Source organism: Prevotella sp. DNF00663 (assembly GCF_001553265.1).
Classification (GTDB): Bacteria; Bacteroidota; Bacteroidia; order Bacteroidales; family Bacteroidaceae; genus Prevotella.
Genome location: NZ_KQ960629.1, coordinates 1 through 19,524 on the forward strand (window position 1 = coordinate 1; position 19,524 = coordinate 19,524).

Genomic DNA, 19,524 nt, shown 5'->3' on the forward strand with positions numbered 1-19,524 from the left:
GAGGGGGTATCAATTTTGACACACCCTCTTTCCTATTTCATACCTTAAGAGTTGTATTTTACTCCTCCGCAGGTTTCATATTCGTGTAAACGTTCTGCACATCATCGAAGTCTTCGAGGCGTTCTACCATTTTATCAATTGTCTCGCGCTCCTCCGGAGTAACGTCTTTCAAATCGTTTGGAATACGAGTAAACTCGGCAGAAGTAATCTCGAAGCCATTCTCTTCCAGATGTTTCTGAATATCTCCGAAGCTTGTTGGTTCACCATAGATGGTTACTTCGTTCTCTTCTTCATCCTCATCGAACTCATCTTCCACTCCAAAGTCAATCAAGTCGAGAATCAATTCTTCCATATCCAAGCCCTCTTTCTTCTTGAAAGAGAACACAGCCTTATGGTCGAACAAGAAGCTCAAAGAGCCCTGTGTCCCCATATTACCATTGAATTTATTGAATACAGAACGTACATCACCTACGGTACGGGTAGTATTGTCTGTCAAAGTATCAACAAAAACAGCTACTCCATGAGGTCCATAGCCTTCGTAAGTCACCTCTTTGTAGTCGCTGGTATCCTTGCCCATAGCGTTCTTGATAGCACGCTGAATATTATCTTTAGGCATGTTCTCACGCTTACAAGTAGCGATGATGGCACGCAAACGCGGATTATTCTCAGGCTCCGGACCACCGGCTTTAACAGCAATAGCGATTTCCTTACCTAACTTCGTGAACGTTCGAGCCATATGGCCCCATCTTTTTAGCTTTGCAGCTTTACGATATTCAAATGCTCTTCCCATTGGAATTCTATAATATAATTGTTTTTATAATGTTCTGATTATCTCAATTCTGCATTCAGTTTTGTTGTCAACTGATGTATCAACTTACTCATGATAGCCTCTATCTGCTTATCGTTCAGTGTCTTCTGCTCGTCTTGTAAGATGAAGTTAACAGCATAACTCTTCTTACCGGCAGGCAGATTCTTACCCTCATATACATCGAAGAGCTCTACCTTCTTCAATAGTTTCTTCTCTGTCTGTTGGGCAATTTGCTCTATCTGAGAGAACTCTACGCCGGCATCAACCAACAAAGCGAGGTCGCGACTTACAGCAGGATACTTGCTTATCTCTTGATATTCAAGTTTGTTTTTGCTCACGGCTTTCACCACTGCATCCCATTCTATATCGGCATAATATACTTCCGAATCGAGACCAAACTTCTTCTGCAAGGCCTTGATTAGGATACCTAACTCTGCAAGCACCTTACCACCACGGTTTTCAAGACGCAATCCATGAGAGAAGATATTATTCTCACTCTTCTTCATTACGACACTACCAGCCGGTACACCCAAACGATTGAAAATATTCTGTACATAAGCTCGCAACTCATAGAACGACATATCTTCATTCGGATGAATCCAACTGCCTTCTACATGCTTACCTGTCAGCCACAAGCCAAGGTGCGAACGCTGTACATAACCACGAATAGGAGCATCCTCGGTTTGGCGTTCTTTCTCGAATGTATAGCAATTACCAAACTCAAAGAATTTCAGATTAGTCTGCTTTCTATTCACATTTCGCACGAGACTTTCGAGTCCACCGAACAGCAATGTCTGGCGCATCACGCCCAAATCCGCACTTAGTGGATTCATCACCTTCACCGTGCGAGCCTCCGGATAAGCGTTAAGTTCCTGCTCTGTATAGTAAGCAGTCTTGCTCAACGAGTTGTTTAAGATTTCGTTAAAACCACATCCAACAAGCTGTTCGCCTATCAAATTCTCCAGTTTATGCTTGGTATCGCCATCACTGGTAACTGTCAACGAACTCTTCAACTGAGTAGGTATCTCGATATTATTATAGCCATAAATACGGAGAATATCCTCTACCACATCGCAAGGACGCTGTACATCCACACGATAAGCAGGTACTTGAAGCTTCAAGCCCTCTTCATCTTCGGACACAATCTCCATTTCCAAACTTGTAACGATACGCTTGATGGTATCTTTACCAATCTGCTTACCGATGAGACGATCGCAATATTCATACTTCAACTCTACATCAAAGCCCTTGATAGGTTCAGGATTAACATCCTTAATTTCCATAGACACCTTGCCACCAGCCAACTCTTTACAAAGAATAGCAGCTTGTTGGAGTGCATAAATAACTCCATTAGGGTCTATACCACGCTCAAAACGGTAGCTGGCATCCGTACTCAAACCATGGCGGCGTGCACTCTTGCGAATCCATGTAGGATGGAAATAAGCGCTCTCCAACACCACATTGCGTGTTGTCTCGTATGTTCCACTACCCCTTCCACCAAAGATTCCGGCTATACACATAGGATCTTCGGCATTGCAAATGCTCAAATCTTGCTCGCCCAATTCGTGTTCCTCGCCATCCAGTGTCACAAACTTAGTACCTTCTGGTTGCGTGCGAACTACTATCTTGTGCCCTTTTACCATGTCGGCATCAAAGCAATGCATGGGTTGGCCATAAGCCATCATGACATAATTGGTAATATCTACTATATTATTAATAGGACGAAGACCTATCACGCTCAATTTATTCTTCAACCACTCTGGACTTTCCTTCACCTCGCAGTCGCTGATGCTCACACAAGCATAACGCTTGCAAGCATCCGTATTCTGTATCTCCACGTCAATGGGCAGATCGTGGTTGTCTACTTGGAAAGCTGATGTATCAGGACGATGCAGACTGGTTTCATACCCATTCTGCAACAACCAAGCATACAAATCACGAGCCACACCATAATGACTCAACCCGTCGCTGCGGTTAGCAGTGATATCTACCTCTATTAACCAGTCACTTTCTAGATGATAATATTCTGCAGCAGGCATACCCACCGGTGCATCTTCGGGCAACACGATGATACCATCGTGAGATGTTCCCACTCCGATTTCATCTTCAGCACAAATCATTCCCAATGATTCTACACCACGCAATTTACTCTTTTTGATGGTGAACGAGTCGTCACCATCGTAAAGCACGCACCCCAAATCGGCTACGATAACCTTTTGTCCGGCTGCCACGTTGGCTGCTCCACATACGATTTGCTGTGGCGCTTCCTTGCCTAAGTCTACTGTAGTAACGTGTAAATGGTCACTGTTTGGATGTGCCTCACAGGTCAACACCTTACCAACAAACAAGCCTTTCAGCCCTCCTTTGATGGTTTGTACCTCTTCTAGCGAACCGACTTCAAGTCCACAAGAAGTCAACGCGTCCGCTGTCTCTTGAGGAGTGAGATTAAAATCGACATATTCTTTAAGCCATTTATAAGAAATATTCATTATATAATGATTTTTATGTATACTCAAAAACGTTGCAAAAATACGAAAAAATCAGCACTTTGCAAAAAGTTTTCTACTGTAATACTGCCCCGAAAAGCATTTTTAGGAGTCAATAAATCGCATCAATAAATCTACGACACCACTCTGCCCATACTTTCCTACGTTTAATGTCAAATCGTAGTTGTGCACATCATACCACTCGTGCCCTGTGAAAATCTTGGTATAAAGTTGTCGCGTATAGTCGTTATCGTCTATCATCTGCATAGCCTTTTGCTCGTCTACACCATATCGTTCCATGATACGCCGAACTCTATAATCACGCGAAGCATGCACAAACAGCTTCAAAACGTTAGGCGTATCCTTGAAAATATCAAATCCACAGCGACCTATTATCACGCAAGATTCACGACTAGCTATCTCGCTCATGGCCTTACCTTGAGCAAAAAACAATTGTCGAGACGTGATATCGCGAGGGGTAACATGATACTCGTTCATAGCCATAAACGACTGATAGAAGTGTGTAAAGTCGTCCCACCAAGATGGGCGGCGCTGCTCCAAAGCCTCAGCCTCTTCTTTAGACAGGCTGAACCTATCGGCCACAGCCTGTAACAGCTGCTTGTCTATCAACTTCACTCCGAGCCTTTGAGCCAGCTCTTCACCAATAGCATGCCCACCACTACCAAACTCTCGATTTATCGTAATAATAAATTTTTCGTTCTTATCCATAGCTTTTAGTATTAGTTCCACATTCGGTTGCTCTACGCAAATATAACGAATAAATCGTTAGAATGCAACGATTACGATTCAAGTTTCTATTTTTCCATGTGTAAACAAATTGTATTTACCACAGAACTCAATAACTTATAAATCCATAAACTTAAAAACTAACCTCACTGCAAGGGCTTCGCAGCATCGCTGCATCGACTCTTCAACATCGCTGCAAAAGCCAAACAGCAAGACTGCCAAGGCCTTGCAGCATGGTAAAGAGTGATGAGTTAAGAGTGAGAAGTGATGAGTTGAAAGGGAAAAAGTAAAGAGACAAGAAATAAAAGCACGATAATCAAAGAGAGAAAAATCACACCATTACGATGCTGTATTCGGATTTTTTGCGTAAGTTTACAAAATACATTAACATAGTTTTAGAATAAGAGTTATGAGATTATCAGGTAGACGCGAGAGCAACAACGTTGAAGATCGCAGAGGAATGAGCGGAGGTGCCAAGGCTGGTATAGGTGGTATAGGAGGTATTATCCTCATTGCCATCATCACATTCATGTCGGGTGGCAACCTTGGCGATGTCGTTAACAACGTCGTACAACAAGGAGGATTGGAACAATTACAAGATCAGACCTCACCAAGAGAGGAACAATCGTTCGCTCCGGAAGAGCAGGAATTAGCTAAATTCTCACGCCAAATCCTTGCAGGAACAGAAGATGTATGGACCGAAGTGTTCCAAAAGATGGGGCGTAAATACACACCTCCTACGCTTGTACTGTTCACCTCACAAGTTCAAAGCGCTTGCGGTAACGCATCGGCATCGGTAGGTCCGTTCTATTGTTCGGCCGACCAAAAGCTTTATATAGACCTTTCGTTTTTCTCACAGATGAAGAGTCAACTAGGGGCTGAGGGCGATTTCGCCTACGCTTATGTCATAGCCCACGAGGTAGGACACCACGTAGAACACCTATTAGGAACACTCGGCAAAGCCCATCAAGCCATGAACTCGATGAGTAAAGCCGATGCCAATAAGGTAAGCGTACGACTGGAACTATTGGCAGACTACTATGCGGGCGTATGGGCACACTATGACAACGAAGAATACAACAGTCTGGAAGAGGGTGATTTAGAAGAGGCTATTAACTGTGCACAGGTAATTGGAGACAACTACTTGCAAGAAAAAGCACGTGGATATAGTCAACCGGAGAGTTTCACCCACGGAACTAGCAAGCAACGCATGAAATGGTTGAAACTCGGTATTGAGACCGGTGATATGAATACGACTACATTTGATAAGTCGGATGCAGAATTATAAGGGCATTATCGTAATTTAGCTAAAATACTAAGCTACAAAACTATTGGGGATTAAACGAATTTGTCTACATATAAAAAAGAAAAGACTAAACTCGTTTAACTCCCATTTTCATTTTATTCGTAGTCATCTATGACGCTGTTCATAAAGTCCATCATGGGCTTGGCAACCTTGAATACCTTCACACTCTCAGCTATCCAATTCTCCTTTTCAAACAGGGTAGCCGGCACATATTGCCAACACACATAATCTTTCATGCGTAGATAAGGTACTAATTCCGAATCACGAGGAAATCCTTTCGGTGCAGTCTTCAGACGAGTCATGCCGAATCCTTTGCCCGACTTCACCTCCATATCACCCTCATTGGCGTAGCCGAAGGTCTTGACAAAGGCACCATTCTCCACACACTTGAGCCATGCCTCGGTATTACCAAGAATCTCATTGCGACACGAGGTAAGTATATTGGTAGGCAACCAATATGCTCCACTGGCAAGCATACAGCCATCCGGAGCTATATGGAGATAATAACCGGCATGGAGACTCTTCTTTCCTTTGGCACTGACATAAGCTCCGAAATGAGTCTTGTACGGACTCTTATCCTCACTGAAACGTGTATCTCGATAGAAGCGATAGGTACAATCTTTAGCCGTCAGATAACTAATTGAAGGGTCAAACTTGGCTATTGCCAAAATAAGTTGGTCTACACTCTGCTCGAAATCAGCTTTACAGGCCTCGTATTCTGCTTTGTGTTCTTGAAACCACTCGCGATTATTATTGGCTGCAATGGCCTGCAAAAACTTATTGATTCTCCTTATATCCATACATTATTTATTCTAATTTACTTCCTTCCAACAGTTTAGGACAGAACGAATCGAATGGACACACTTCGCATTTAGGACGTGCACTCTGGCACACATAGCGTCCATGCAGCAACAACCAGTGATGTGCATTGGGTATATCCTCGTCGGGTATGCTCTTCATGAGGACTTGCTCAACCTTCAAAGGAGTGTTAGCCGTCTTGGGGACGAGCCCTAGTCGATGGCTCACCCGATAGACATGGGTATCAACAGCCATTGTTGCACGACCAAACCAAACGGCTTGAAGCACGTTAGCAGTCTTACGCCCCACTCCCGGAAGTTTCACTAAATCAGTCATTTCGCTAGGTACTTCTCCGCCGAAATCGCTCACTATCATACGCGACATCTCTACCAAATGCTTGCTTTTGGCATTGGGATAAGACACACTTCGCACATATTCGAACACCTCTTCGGGCTCGGCTTGCGACATGGAGCGGGCATCCGGATAGTGGCGGAAGAGTTCCGGAGTCACCTCATTGATACGTTTATCGGTGCATTGTGCACTGAGCAATGTGGCAACGAGCAGTTGGAAAGCACTGCCGAATTGCAATTCTGTGCCCACACTAGGCTTCTCGCGACGAAAATAATCGAGTATATACTCGTATCGTTCTTTTCTTGTCATAATACAAAAGTACAAAAACAAATGACAGCAAGCACTGATTATAGACAAAAAAAAATACCCTCTCGAAACGAGAAGGTATTTAATATTTAGAAATTGTTTCTTACTTTTTATCAGCTCCAGCCTTTACTGTAGACTTGTAAGCTTTGTTCAAACCTGCAATTACCTCGTTGGTAATATCGTATGCCTTGTCTGCATAGAGTAGGTTATCACCGGCCTTACTCAAGATAATGCTGTACTTCTTATCTTGATTGTAAGTCTTCAGATAGTTCTGAATGCTATCGCGTAAAGCCTTATTATACTTATCGGTCTCTACTTGAAACTCACTACTTAGACGCTGATTAAGAGCCTGTAAGTCGTTGTTCTGCTTCTGAAGACCGGCTTGGATAGCCTCAGCCTGCTCACGAGTGTAAGCATTCTGCTGTACTTTTTGCTGGAAGTTGGCAGCCGCAGCCTGCAATTGCTGGTTCTTGGAAGCCAATGTATTCTGAATATTCTGCCCCTTCTTCTGAAGGATAAGAGAGAATTCTTTGCAGAACTTATATTGTGTCATGATACTATCTACTTCTACATAAGCTATCTTCAAGCTTGTAGGAGCAGGCTGAGAAGCCTCAGCTTTGTTATCTACTTTAGGAGCTGACTGATTACATGAAGTCATGGCAAGAATTGCTGTAGCAGCAAGAGCCATATTGAGAAAGATGTTTTTCTTTTTCATTTGTATTTTATTTAATTATGATTCTTAATATGCCTTGTTCGCAGCTCTAGCCTCTTTGTCCTGATCTACGACGCAATGAATACCTTGTTTACGCAAGGCAGCACTGTCATGGATATGCTGAGAAGCAAACTTTCCGTTCTTCTTAAATATCAATTTCACGCTCAACAAAGCTATAGAGATAGCAATTATTAACACGCTCATTAATAATGTTTGTACCATTTTTATTACTTTTGCAGAATAAGATGTACCCTTTTAGTACGTCGCAAAGGTAATATAAAACCATAAAAGGACAAAATAAAATAACATAATTAAATGAATAAAAACGAATTAAAGCCTGCACACGTTTTTGAACAGTTTGCAAAAATAAATCAGATTCCGCGTCCCTCGAAACACGAGGAGAAAATTATAGAGTATTTAAAAGAGTTTGGTAAGAGTCATGGACTAGCTACCAAGGTCGATGAGATAGGCAACGTGCTAATATCTAAGCCGGCAACCAAGGGCTACGAAGACCGCGACACCATCATCCTACAAAGCCACATGGACATGGTATGTGATAAATTGGTGGATGTTGACTTCAACTTCTTGACCGACCCAATACAGACTTATGTCGATGGAGATTGGCTCACAGCTAAGGGCACAACGCTCGGTGCTGACGACGGTATCGGTGTGGCTATGCAGTTAGCAGTGTTAGAAGACGACCAGATAGAGCACGGTCCACTAGAATGTCTCTTTACTCGTGACGAGGAAACCGGTCTTACCGGCGCCCACGGATTGGCTGCCGGATTCATGACTGGAACCCAATTAATCAATTTGGATTCAGAAGACGAGGGATTGATATTCGTCAGTTGCGCGGGTGGCCAAACCACACATGCCAAGTTTAAGTTTGACCGTGAGGATGCTCCGGAGGGCTACTTCTTCCTAGAGGCATCGCTAAAGGGACTGACAGGCGGGCACTCCGGGGACGATATTAACAAGAAACGAGCTAATGCCATCAAAATTTTAACTCGCTTCTTATACCTTACCAACGAGAAATATGGACTGCGTTTAGCTTCTTTCAATTCAGGAAAAATGCACAATGCTATCCCTCGTGACGGCAAGATTATATTCGCTGTCAAGAGCGATATGAAGGAAAATGTAAAGGCAGATTGGAATGTTTTCGTATCGGAAGTGGAAGAAGAGTTCCACGTAACCGACCAAGCGATGCAGTTTGCCATGTCAAGTACAGACGCCGTAAAGGTGCTACCTCAGGACATTTCCAATAAGTTCATCTTGGCCATGCAAGCCATTGACAACGGAATATTCACCATGTGCCAAGACGAAGCCATCTCTTGGTTGGTCGAAACATCAAGCAATGTTGCGAGTGTACAGACTTCTGACAACGAGATTTACGTCGTTGCAAGCCAGCGTAGTAACGTAATGAGCAACTTAGAGAATATGACCAATACTGTCAAAGCGGCATTCCAATTGGCCGGTGCAGAACTTACCGTCACCGATAAGTACCCTGCTTGGAAGATGAATCCAGACAGTAAATTGACCAAAACCGCTGTAGAAAGCTACAAGAGATTATTTGGTAAAGAACCGAAAGTACTGGGTATCCATGCAGGTTTGGAATGCGGACTGTTCTCAGAGAAGTATCCTAACGTAGATATGGTGAGCTTCGGCCCAACTCTTCGCTACGTCCATACACCCGAGGAACGCCTCTATATTCCAAGCGTACAGATGGTTTGGGATCATTTGATAGACATTCTCAAGCATGCAACTAAAAAATAAGACTGTATCATACATGGCCATTGCCTTCATAGCAATGGCTCTTTCCTCATGCGGAATGAAGCATCGGGCAAAGGGTTTGGTAGAAAATTACTTGGCCAATAACCTCGTAAACCAAGACATTGCAGCCCTTACGGTCTCTGATGTAGACTCTTCTTTCTACATCACACCGGCTGTCATCAAACGCATGGAAACGAATATTGCAACGCAAAAATCATTCAAGAAAGGCGTCAAATTCAAGACTTCGCCCAATAAAAAAGTGCTCTTCGTACGGGCAAAATATGTCAATGGGACAGACACTTTGAAGCAAACGTTCTATTTCGATGACCAATTGACAACGGTTATTGCTTGCAAAAACAACTAAACAACAATCCCTCGATGAAGCGAAATGCACATCGAGGGATTGTTGTTTTTATGAAGCCAGCATCCGACGCACGTACTGTCGCACCTCTTTTCGGGCTGTTCCAAGTCTGTTTTCAACGCTCTTATAGTTCATATGTAATGTTTGGGAGATTTCAGATACTTGTAATCCCTCGTATAGACTCATTCTATAGATGTGTCGGTGCTTGTCGCTCAAGCGGGCAATACCCTTCTCCAGTATCTCCCCTATTTCATTTATCGAATATACAGAGACCGGATTACTTTGGCATCCCTGCCATGCTAGATAGTGTTCGTATTCCTCTACATAGCGTAAATGACGCCAATAATCATATATCAGATTGCGGGCTACCGTGTAGACAAGACTCGGTAATGTGATAGCTGTAATCATCTTGCCTATTGACAATATCTTTAAGAAGACATTCTGAACAATGTCTTCCGATGTATCTTGACTCAATGAATGCTTGCATACAAATGCTAGTAGTTCGTCGTAGTGCTGAGTATAGTAATCAGCTATTAGGTTGTTTGTTTCTTTTAGATTCTCCATGATTAACGCATTACATTGGAGTTGAATAGCTATTGCAAAGATAGTATTTTTTCTAGACGGCTCACACAGAAAACCATTAATTCTATTTAAATGAATCAATTTGATATATTTTTCTAACATTTAATATAATGTAGGCATACGGTATCTAACAGATAGCAAACCAATTTGGCACAGTCTTTGCATGGAATGAGTAGAAAACACTAAACTATATTGTATTATGCAAAAAGGAAATATCGGGGTTACAACAGAGAATATATTCCCTGTCATCAAAAAATTTCTCTATTCTGATCATGAAATCTTCCTTCGCGAGATGGTCAGCAACGCTGTTGATGCCACACAAAAGATTAAGACTTTGGCCGAAAAAGGAGACTTTAAAGGCGAGTTGGGCGACCTTACCGTACAAATAAAACTAGATACTGAGAAGGGAACCTTGACTATTAGCGACCGTGGTATCGGCATGACCGAAGACGAGATAGATAAATATATCAACCAAATTGCTTTCTCCGGCGTCAACGACTTCCTCGATAAGTATAAGGATAACGCCAATGCTATCATCGGACACTTTGGACTTGGCTTCTATTCCAGCTTCATGGTGAGCAAGCAAGTAGAAATTATTACCAAGAGCTATAAGGAAGGTTCAAAGGCTGTTAAGTGGAGTTGCGATGGCAGTCCGGCCTATACTATAGAAGAGTTAGAGAAAGTTGACAGAGGTTCCGACATCATTTTGCACATCGACGACGACTGCAAAGAGTTCTTAGAGAAGAATAAGATACAAGAACTACTGAACAAATACTGTCGCTTTATGCCTGTTCCAGTAGCCTTCGGAAAGAAGAGTGAATGGAAAGATGGTAAGATGGTAGACACCGAAGAAGACAATGTCATCAACAACATTGAGCCACTTTGGACCAAAACTCCGTCTACATTGAAGGATGAAGACTATAAGAACTTCTATCGTGAACTGTATCCTATGCAGGACGAACCTTTGTTCTGGATTCACCTGAATGTGGATTATCCTTTCAATCTGACGGGTATCTTGTACTTCCCGAAGATCAAAGCGAACATCGAATTACAGCGCAACAAGATTCAATTATATTGCAATCAGGTATTCGTAACCGACCAAGTAGAAGGTATCGTACCTGAATTCCTCACCTTGCTGCACGGTGTAATAGACTCTCCGGATATACCTTTGAACGTGAGCCGCAGTTATCTCCAAAGCGATGCCAACGTCAAAAAGATTTCTACTTATATCACTAAGAAGGTAGCCGACAGACTACAAAGCATCTTCAAAGAAGACCGCAAGGCATACGAAGAGAAGTGGGACGACCTCAAAATCTTCATCCATTACGGTATGTTATCACAAGAAGATTTCTACGACAGAGCCAAAGACTTCGCCTTATTCAAGGATGTAGACAATAAATACTACACTTACGAAGACTACAAGACACTTATCAAGGACAACCAAACAGATAAAGATGGCAACTTGGTATATCTGTACACAAATAACCAAGAAGAGGAATATACCTATATCCAAGCAGCTAAGCAGAAAGACTACAACGTACTGTTGCTCGATGGACAATTGGATTCTCCGATGGTTTCCATGCTGGAACAAAAGTTTGAAAAAAGCCGTTTCACTCGTGTAGATGCCGATGTCGTTGACCGCCTCATCGTTAAAGAAGACAGCAAGAAAGTCGAACTAGAAGAGGAAAAGCGTGACAATTTGTCACAAGTATTCAAGTCGCAGATGCCTCAAATAGGCCAAGCCGACTTCCAAGTAGAGGTACAAGCACTCGGACAAGAAAGCCAACCGGTGCTCATCACACAGAGCGAATACATGCGCCGAATGAAAGAAATGAGCAAGTTCCAAGCCGGTATGAGCTTCTATTCACAGATGCCCGACAGCTACACCATCGTACTCAACAGCGACCATGCACTCGTTAAGAGTATCTTGGAAGACTGCGAAAACAAAACTACAGAGGCCTTAAAACCCATTGTCAGCGAGCTCAAAGGCTTGCAAGCACGTCTCGCTGCCCTCCATCAGAGCCAATCTGGCAAGAAACCGGAGGAAATTACACAAGACGAGAAAGACGATGTTAAGAACACAGAGGAAAGTATTTCCAACGAAAAGAAAAAAAAGACAGAGGTCATTGCCAACTATGCAAAGGACAATTCTATCGTACATCAGTTGATAGACCTAGCTCTTTTGCAAAATGGAATGCTTAAAGGACAGGCTCTAGATGCCTTTTTAAGACGTTCTGTGGAACTTATCAAATAAAAAGTAAGCGAAAATTTGGTGGTACAAAATAAAGTTACTACCTTTGCATTCGCAAATTAAGAACGGGGCTCCGTAGCTCAACTGAATAGAGCATCTGACTACGGATCAGAAGGTTCCGGGTTTGAATCCCAGCGGAGTCACCACTCTTCTTAATAGCAATACTTATGGATTGGCTTCGTAGCTCAACTGAATAGAGCATCTGACTACGGATCAGAAGGTTCCGGGTTTGAATCCCAGCGAAGTCACAAAAAGAGACGAGCATCAGCCCGTCTCTTTTTTGTTATTATATCATCTATACCTTTACGCAAATCTTAATCGCAGACTATTCAACACCACACTCACACTAGAGAAAGCCATCAAAGCGCTTGCCCACATCGGAGTGATTTGGAAATCGATACCAAATAAATGGAGAATACCGGCCGCCAACGGTATACATACGATATTATAGACAAACGCCCAGAACAGATTCTGCCATATCATACGTACCGTTTTCTTGCTCAATCGAATGGCTTCCGGTATACGTTGCAAATCGTCAGTCATCAAAGTCACTTGCGCTACATCCATGGCTACGTCCGTACCGCGCCCCATGGCCACACTCACATCGGCCAAAGCCAATGCTTGAGTATCGTTGATGCCGTCGCCAACCATAGCCACGCGCTTTCCCTCGGCTTGTAGCTTACGCACCAAATTCTCCTTATCCTGCGGCAATACCTTACTATAATAATGCTTAATACCAGCCTTCTCGGCCCAATAATGAGCCGCCTCTTCCTTGTCACCACTCATCATATACACCTCGACACCCATATCTTGTAATTCTTTCATCGCCTCACACGCATTAGGTTTCAGTGTCTCTCGCTCTTCCAAAGGCAGGTCGTCGGCTTTCGTGAAATCTATATTTTGATTTGGAATCGTAATGGTACCTGTCTTATCTATCACCATAACATCCACCATTCGCATACTTTCTAGAGCTGTTGCATCCTTGATGAGCACATTTTTCTGCGCTGCTTTCCCTATACCAACCATCAAAGCTGTCGGCGTAGCCAATCCCATAGCACACGGGCATGCTATCACCAACACAGCCACAGCCGACAAAATGGCCTGTGGAAGAGCAGCATTGCCCCCTACAGCCCACCATATTATAAAAGTTAGCAGGGCTATGGAAGCCACTACCGGAACAAAGATAAGAGCAACTTTGTCGACGATTCGCTGCACAGGAGCCTTACTTCCTTGAGCCTCTTGCACCATCTTGATGATGTGAGCCAAGGCCGTATTCTCCCCTATCTGACGTGCCCGGAAGCGCAATTTGCCCTGTTGAAGTATCGTACCAGCCAACACTTTGCTCCCCATTTGCTTGAGAGCAGGTGTTGGTTCGCCCGTTATCATCGACTCGTCTACGTATGCTCCACCTTCCAACATGAAGCTATTAGCCCATGTCACATCGCCATCTACCGGTACTTTCTCGCCCGGATGCACCTCCAACACATCGCCCACGGTAATGGTAGAGATAGGAACTTCCTCTATCTCCTCACCTTTTACCACATGAGCAGTCTTGGGCGCGAGTCCCATCAAAGTCCGAATACTCCCGGCCATACCATTCTTTGCCCTCTCTTCCAAGAGTCGACCAGTGAGTACAAATGTGATAATCATCACCGAGGCGTCAAAATATGTGTGCCATTCAATGTCTCGCGTGCCCCACACCGTCGCACCCCAAAAGGTGTTGAACACACTAAAAAGAAAAGCAATAGAGGTACTCAACACCACCAACGTGTCCATGTTGGCTGCCCTATGACGTATCTGTTTGAATGCCGAGACAAAAAATCCACGACCACAATACACAAAGTTGGCCAAGGCAAGAAGCATGGCTACTTGATTGGCAGCGCTGCGATTATTGATAACTATCCACCCCATAGAGACCGACATCACCAATAGCGAGAATATCCATGATAGTATTGTCTTACGTAACAACAATTGATATTCGCGTCGTTCAATCTCAACGACACTGCGGTCTGACTCGATAATCATATCGTAACCAATAGCATTGATCTCACTCTTCATCTTTTCGAGCGAGATGACTTGCGGGTCGTACTCCACCAAAGCCGAACGACTGGGCAATAACACCGATGCCATACTGATGCCTTCAAGTGCATTCAACCTTCGCTCCACATTGGCCGAACAAGCCGAGCAAGCCATACCGACAACCGGAATCGTTCGTTTTTCCATACTCGGTTCTCCTATCCTACAAACTCATAGCCGGCATTATCGACAGCCGCCTTGATATTATCAATTGCCACCAGAGCCTCATCAAAATCAACCATCAAACTCTTTGCTTCCAAATTAACCTCAGCACTAGCTACTCCGATAATTGCCTTTACTGCATTCTCTACATTAGCTTTACAATGTACACACTTCATACCATTCACTTGAAACATCTTATTCATAACTTCCTCGATTTATTATTAAACAATGTTTTAGACAGAAAAGCGTAAGAAGCAAGAATGTAATTCTTCTCATCTATATTCTTCTGTTGCTACAAAGATACTAGATATATCCCCCATTTATGTTACGTTATTATGGATATAGTTTATAATATTCTGCCAACAAAGATTATATAGACTCTCAAACTTGCCTATTTGTCAATTCGTCTACTTCATAACTACGAAACTGCAACGGCTCAGCAATTTTGCTGAAGTGGCTTGGCAGGAATACTGAAAAGCCTAGGCAGCAATGCTGCCAAGCCCTTGCAGCCATTTGAGCATTTAAGTTTGTGAGTTTATTAGTTATTAAACTGGAAGAATAACCATCCACTTTGATTTGCCTATTTCCGCAAGTCTATGTATCTTTGTGACAAGATGGAGACAATATTATATATTAAAAATATGGTTTGCGATCGCTGCGAGATGGCAGTATCGCAAACTCTTCAAAACCTTTCCCTGCACCCTTTAAGTGTGGAATTAGGCGAAGTACACATTAGCAATACATTAACTGATGAGCAGAAAGCAACACTCCGCAATCGATTGGAAGCCTTAGGTTTTGAATTACTCGATGACAGACGCCAGCAGACTATCGAACAAATTAAGTCAGCTATTATAAAATTGGTTCATTATACCGATAGCAACAGAAATATGAACTTGAGCGACTATCTGGCTCACCAACTGCATAGCGACTACAGTTTGTTAAGTAAATTGTTCAGTGAAGTGACCGGACTGACCATCGAGCGCTACTACATCATGCAGCGTATTGAACGTGTAAAAGAGTTGATAAAATACGACCAACAATCTCTTACAGAGATAGCCAACCTGTTGGACTATTCCAGTGTGGCCTATCTAAGCAGTCAATTTAAAAGCGTAACCGGTATGACACCAACCCAATTCAAAGCATTGAAAAAGAATACAAGGAAAGGATTGGATAAAATATAAGGAGCAAAGCATCCTACTTAATCCCTCTCCCAAAGAAAGAGATAATATGAATGAGAAATCATCTCTTAGGAAAAAACTCACGATAAGTATAAATCATGACGGGCACAGTAATCAAGAATGAACAAGCATCACTCCATGCCTGACACATCTCTACACCTTTCAAACCAAAAAAGAAAGGAAGCATTAGAATAAGCGGGACAAAGAACAAGCCCTGTCGAGCAGCGGCCAATATATTAGCACGAAGCGGTTTCCGGCATGTTTGAGTAAGCATATTGCTCGTCACTATCACCGCCAATAAAGGTAATGTGACCAATTGCCAATTGAGTGCCACAGTACCTATTGCAATCACATCAGGTTCGTTACGGAACACAGCTATCACATCATTACTAAACAAAAAACAAATAATAGAAAAGACCAAAAGGAACATCGTGCCCACTTTCACCGTAAATCTGTAGGCACTCCACAACCGCTTGTAGAGCTTAGCACCATAGCAGAAACCACAAAGAGGTTGGAATCCCTGTCCCAAACCTATGACAGCCGACATCACAAGCATCGTTATTCGACTGACGATACTCATGGCTGCAATGGCTGCATCGCCATATCTACCTGCCACAACATTCAATGAAATCGTAGCAACACAACCTAATCCCTGTCTAGACAACGAGGGAGAGCCTCCATAGAATATCTCTTTCAAAGCCGTACGAGAGGGAGAGAAGTTTCTCAAACGAATACTGATATTCTGCGAACGATGGGTCATATGGAGAAGAATACAAAAACTTACAGTCTGTCCTATAACCGTAGCGACCGCAGCTCCGGCCACTCCCATATCGAAGACAAATATAAATAGAGGATCGAGCAACACATTGATAAGAGCACCGGTGACGATACCATACATGGCTAGACGTGCATTTCCCTGCAATCGCATTTGATTATTGAGCGTCAACGACGACGTTAGCAGAGGGGCACCAAGTAAGATAATACCCATATAGCGTTCGGAATAAGGCAGAATAGTAGGCGTGCTACCAAGCCATATACAGAACTGCGTGAGCAACAACTCACCTATCACAAGGAATACAAGACCGAAAAATAGCGATAAAAAGAACCCGGTGCTGGCCATTCGCTCGGCATTCTCTATACGCTTAGCCCCTAACTCTCTAGAAATATAATTGCCCGAACCATGCCCAAAGAAGAAGCCAAAAGCCTGAATAAAAAACATGACAGAGAACACAATGCCTACCGCTGCTGTGCTTTGTGTATCGATTTGTCCCACAAAAAACGTATCGGCAATATTGTAAAGACTGGTAACCAGCATACTTACAATTGTAGGAAGAGCCATCGTTATTATCACACGATGGATGGGAGCCTCGGTCAAATATGTATAATTATCTTGAATCATCATTGTTTATCTGCATATTAAAAGGACGTCACAGGATGTGACGTCCCACAGAAAGACAGGTTGGAGGACCTGTTCTTGTTAGTCCTGAATTCCTCCTTTACCTAATCTAGGACCTATTGTAGCTTAAAAGCTATTTTTTACAAAACACAAAGTCATCCTGTACTTTCATTAAGTTGCAGTCCTCTTTAGGACAAATGTTCTTCACGGTTCACATCACGACTGATTGTGTAACCGTTTGCTTGATGTGTAGCCAATACCAACACTTCGGCAATCTGTACATGTTCTGGGGCTGATGCAGCATAGAATGCCACGTCGGCGATATCATCTCCGTTCAAAGGATGAATCCCCTCGTATACATGCTTTGCTTGTTGCTGATTCCCATGGAAACGTACAACGCTGAAATTAGTCTCTACTAATCCCGGCTTGATATTGGTTACTCGCACGCAAGTATCTACCAAATCTACCCGTAAACCATCGGTCAAAGTCTTGACAGCAGCTTTAGTTGCGCAATATACATTGCCTCCGGCGTATGCCACATCACCTGCTACACTACCAATATTGATGACATGTCCACGATTTCGCTCTACCATTCCGGGTACAATCAGACGTGTCATGGTGAGCAAACCCTTGATATTGGTATCTATCATTGTCTCCCAATCGTCTTCATCGCCCTCATATTCTTTGGTCAAACCCAAAGCCAAACCAGCATTATTGATAAGAACATCGACAGTTTTCCAATCTCCATCCAACGACTCTACTGCTGTCTTTGCCGCCTGACGGTCGCGCACATCAAACTTCAACAGTCTGACTTCTGCACCATCTTCTTCTAACAAAGCCTTTAACCTCTCTAACCTTTGCTCATTACGCCCTGTCAATATCAATCGGTAACCACCTTGTGCGAACTTGCGAGCACATGCCTCACCGATTCCACTGGTAGCACCTGTAATTAAAACTAGTTTAGTATTCACTTAATCTGTATTTTATTTTTAAAAAAGATACTCTTAGTTTTATTCTAAAATATTTTATTACAAACATAATAAAAATATAGATACGCGATTCTAAGCTTAACATTATTTAATAAAATAACAATATTTTCGAGAGATAACACCTATTAATCATAGGATTAATAACGATTATAAATAAATCTCAAAAATTGCCTTATTTCTATTTTTTTTTATAATTTTGCTCTAGTAAACTTTAATAGATCGTTTAACTTTGAGATAATACGACGACCATGATGAAACTAATTGCAGAAAGTGGTTCTTCACATACGAGTTGGGTACTAATTGAAAATGGTAAGATTATAGAGCAACAACGCTCTGATGGTTTAAACCCTTATTTTCAGAACCGAAGAGAGATTAGCAGAAGCATCAGGCTAGGACTCCCCGAAGAGTTTTTTCACAAAAAGATTCAACATATCTATTTTTACGGAGCAGGATGCGATACTGAAACTCGTAAAAACACCGTGAAGGCCTCTCTTATCTCTCAGTTTCGCACGCCGGTGACCGTAGAAAGCAATCTTGTGGCAGCAGCTAGAGGACTCTGCCAAGACAAGCCCGGCATTGCCTGCATCCTAGACACGGGGTCGAACTCATGCCTTTACGACGGCAAGCAAATTGTATCAAGCGTCAAAACCTGTGGATTCATTTTAGGAGACGAAGGTAGTGGTTCGGCCATTGGTAAGAGTTTTCTATCTGATGTACTGAAAAATTTAGCACCCGAAGAACTGGCCCACACCTTTTACAAGCAGAATTATACAAATGCCGATGAAGTGATGAATGCCGTATACAACGAACCTAGACCCAATTATTATTTGGCCAAGACGGCTTTTTTCCTCACACCACATACCGGAAATCCATATGTACACGACTTGATTGTCAATAATTTCCGTAGCTTCTTCAAACGCAACATCGCACAATTACCTTATAAAGACTACCCCATCAGTTTTATTGGTAACGTAGCTCACACCTATTCCGACCTATTATTAGAAGTATGTGACGAATTCAGCATCACTCCCGCAGCTATTGTGGAATCTTCTTTGGAAGGGCTGATTACTTATCATGGAAATAATTTCCAGACTCCCTAAACAATAATAGTTCTTCAACACTGTGCTATAGCAACCAATACTATACCAAACCGGATAACTGGAATCTTATAATAAAGATTATCTTACATCCCCAAAACAAATATAAATAAGCATTATACCGCCTTCTTTAAATGCAAAAATATAT

At 42.7% G+C, this 19,524-nt stretch carries 18 protein-coding genes and 2 tRNA genes; 8 read left to right on the forward strand and 12 right to left on the reverse strand.

What is annotated here, in order from left to right:
• Window positions 1–58 precede the first annotated feature (58 nt).
• The 3 genes from HMPREF3034_RS07150 to HMPREF3034_RS07160 form a co-directional block, all read right to left on the reverse strand.
• Complete coding sequence (locus HMPREF3034_RS07150; RefSeq protein ID WP_036897997.1) at window positions 59–790, reverse strand: YebC/PmpR family DNA-binding transcriptional regulator; 732 nt, start codon at window positions 788–790, stop codon at window positions 59–61.
• 38 nt (window positions 791–828) lie between these two features.
• Window positions 829–3,297: a phenylalanine--tRNA ligase subunit beta gene (pheT, locus tag HMPREF3034_RS07155; protein ID WP_062434373.1), complete on the reverse strand. Its 2,469-nt coding sequence runs from the start codon at window positions 3,295–3,297 to the stop codon at window positions 829–831.
• 102 nt (window positions 3,298–3,399) lie between these two features.
• Window positions 3,400–4,023, reverse strand: coding sequence for a cytidylate kinase-like family protein (locus HMPREF3034_RS07160; RefSeq protein ID WP_062434454.1), 624 nt, complete (start codon window positions 4,021–4,023; stop codon window positions 3,400–3,402).
• 427 nt (window positions 4,024–4,450) lie between these two features.
• Between HMPREF3034_RS07160 and HMPREF3034_RS07165 the strand changes: the two genes are divergently transcribed.
• Complete coding sequence (locus tag HMPREF3034_RS07165) at window positions 4,451–5,329, forward strand: KPN_02809 family neutral zinc metallopeptidase (RefSeq protein WP_062434378.1); 879 nt, start codon at window positions 4,451–4,453, stop codon at window positions 5,327–5,329.
• A gap of 113 nt (window positions 5,330–5,442) precedes the next feature.
• On the opposite strand, the gene HMPREF3034_RS07170 is transcribed toward HMPREF3034_RS07165, so the two are convergent.
• The 4 genes from HMPREF3034_RS07170 to HMPREF3034_RS07185 all read right to left on the reverse strand — a co-directional run bounded on the left by HMPREF3034_RS07170 (window position 5,443) and on the right by HMPREF3034_RS07185 (window position 7,736).
• Window positions 5,443–6,147 (reverse strand): DUF2461 domain-containing protein, encoded by a 705-nt coding sequence (locus HMPREF3034_RS07170; protein WP_036897988.1) that lies wholly within the window; start codon window positions 6,145–6,147, stop codon window positions 5,443–5,445.
• Between the two features lie 7 nt (window positions 6,148–6,154).
• Window positions 6,155–6,805: an endonuclease III gene (gene nth / locus HMPREF3034_RS07175; protein ID WP_036897985.1), complete on the reverse strand. Its 651-nt coding sequence runs from the start codon at window positions 6,803–6,805 to the stop codon at window positions 6,155–6,157.
• A 100-nt stretch (window positions 6,806–6,905) separates the two neighbouring features.
• Window positions 6,906–7,517, reverse strand: coding sequence for an OmpH/Skp family outer membrane protein (locus HMPREF3034_RS07180; protein WP_036897983.1), 612 nt, complete (start codon window positions 7,515–7,517; stop codon window positions 6,906–6,908).
• A 24-nt stretch (window positions 7,518–7,541) separates the two neighbouring features.
• Window positions 7,542–7,736 carry a hypothetical protein gene (locus HMPREF3034_RS07185; RefSeq protein ID WP_036897980.1) on the reverse strand — a complete coding sequence of 65 codons (195 nt, stop codon included), beginning with the start codon at window positions 7,734–7,736 and terminating at the stop codon, window positions 7,542–7,544.
• Window positions 7,737–7,829: 93 nt separating this feature from the next.
• On the opposite strand from HMPREF3034_RS07185, the gene HMPREF3034_RS07190 reads away from it, so the two are divergent.
• Both HMPREF3034_RS07190 and HMPREF3034_RS07195 read left to right on the forward strand, forming a co-directional pair.
• Window positions 7,830–9,287: an aminoacyl-histidine dipeptidase gene (locus HMPREF3034_RS07190; RefSeq protein WP_062434382.1), complete on the forward strand. Its 1,458-nt coding sequence runs from the start codon at window positions 7,830–7,832 to the stop codon at window positions 9,285–9,287.
• Window positions 9,271–9,648 (forward strand): hypothetical protein, encoded by a 378-nt coding sequence (locus HMPREF3034_RS07195; RefSeq protein WP_036897974.1) that lies wholly within the window; start codon window positions 9,271–9,273, stop codon window positions 9,646–9,648. The genes HMPREF3034_RS07190 and HMPREF3034_RS07195 overlap by 17 nt, the downstream gene beginning before the upstream one ends.
• A 48-nt stretch (window positions 9,649–9,696) precedes the next feature.
• On the opposite strand, the gene HMPREF3034_RS07200 is transcribed toward HMPREF3034_RS07195, so the two are convergent.
• Window positions 9,697–10,209, reverse strand: coding sequence for a sigma-70 family RNA polymerase sigma factor (locus HMPREF3034_RS07200; protein WP_062434385.1), 513 nt, complete (start codon window positions 10,207–10,209; stop codon window positions 9,697–9,699).
• Window positions 10,210–10,426: 217 nt separating this feature from the next.
• Between HMPREF3034_RS07200 and htpG the strand changes: the two genes are divergently transcribed.
• From htpG to HMPREF3034_RS07215, 3 genes are all read left to right on the forward strand, one after another.
• Window positions 10,427–12,481: a molecular chaperone HtpG gene (gene htpG, locus HMPREF3034_RS07205; RefSeq protein WP_062434395.1), complete on the forward strand. Its 2,055-nt coding sequence runs from the start codon at window positions 10,427–10,429 to the stop codon at window positions 12,479–12,481.
• A 66-nt stretch (window positions 12,482–12,547) separates the two neighbouring features.
• Window positions 12,548–12,624 (forward strand) — tRNA-Arg (locus HMPREF3034_RS07210).
• Window positions 12,625–12,652: 28 nt separating this feature from the next.
• Window positions 12,653–12,726: transfer RNA gene (locus HMPREF3034_RS07215), tRNA-Arg, on the forward strand.
• 55 nt (window positions 12,727–12,781) lie between these two features.
• On the opposite strand, the gene HMPREF3034_RS07220 is transcribed toward HMPREF3034_RS07215, so the two are convergent.
• Both HMPREF3034_RS07220 and HMPREF3034_RS07225 read right to left on the reverse strand, forming a co-directional pair.
• Window positions 12,782–14,701, reverse strand: a complete 1,920-nt coding sequence (locus HMPREF3034_RS07220; RefSeq protein WP_036900765.1) for a heavy metal translocating P-type ATPase — start codon at window positions 14,699–14,701, stop codon at window positions 12,782–12,784.
• Window positions 14,702–14,712: 11 nt separating this feature from the next.
• The gene (locus tag HMPREF3034_RS07225) at window positions 14,713–14,919 is read right to left on the reverse strand and encodes a heavy-metal-associated domain-containing protein (RefSeq protein ID WP_036900768.1); all 207 of its coding nucleotides are present in this window, start codon (window positions 14,917–14,919) and stop codon (window positions 14,713–14,715) included.
• 411 nt (window positions 14,920–15,330) lie between these two features.
• Between HMPREF3034_RS07225 and HMPREF3034_RS07230 the strand changes: the two genes are divergently transcribed.
• Window positions 15,331–15,897 carry a helix-turn-helix domain-containing protein gene (locus HMPREF3034_RS07230; protein ID WP_062434457.1) on the forward strand — a complete coding sequence of 189 codons (567 nt, stop codon included), beginning with the start codon at window positions 15,331–15,333 and terminating at the stop codon, window positions 15,895–15,897.
• 58 nt (window positions 15,898–15,955) lie between these two features.
• Here HMPREF3034_RS07230 and HMPREF3034_RS07235 read toward each other — a convergent pair whose 3' ends face one another.
• A complete protein-coding gene (locus tag HMPREF3034_RS07235) occupies window positions 15,956–17,296 on the reverse strand; it encodes an MATE family efflux transporter (protein ID WP_036900772.1) in 1,341 nt (446 codons plus the stop codon).
• Between the two features lie 182 nt (window positions 17,297–17,478).
• Window positions 17,479–18,261, reverse strand: coding sequence for an SDR family NAD(P)-dependent oxidoreductase (locus HMPREF3034_RS07240; RefSeq protein WP_062434398.1), 783 nt, complete (start codon window positions 18,259–18,261; stop codon window positions 17,479–17,481).
• Window positions 18,262–18,530: 269 nt separating this feature from the next.
• On the opposite strand from HMPREF3034_RS07240, the gene HMPREF3034_RS07245 reads away from it, so the two are divergent.
• Window positions 18,531–19,379, forward strand: coding sequence for a hypothetical protein (locus tag HMPREF3034_RS07245; RefSeq protein WP_062434460.1), 849 nt, complete (start codon window positions 18,531–18,533; stop codon window positions 19,377–19,379).
• Window positions 19,380–19,524 lie beyond the last annotated feature (145 nt).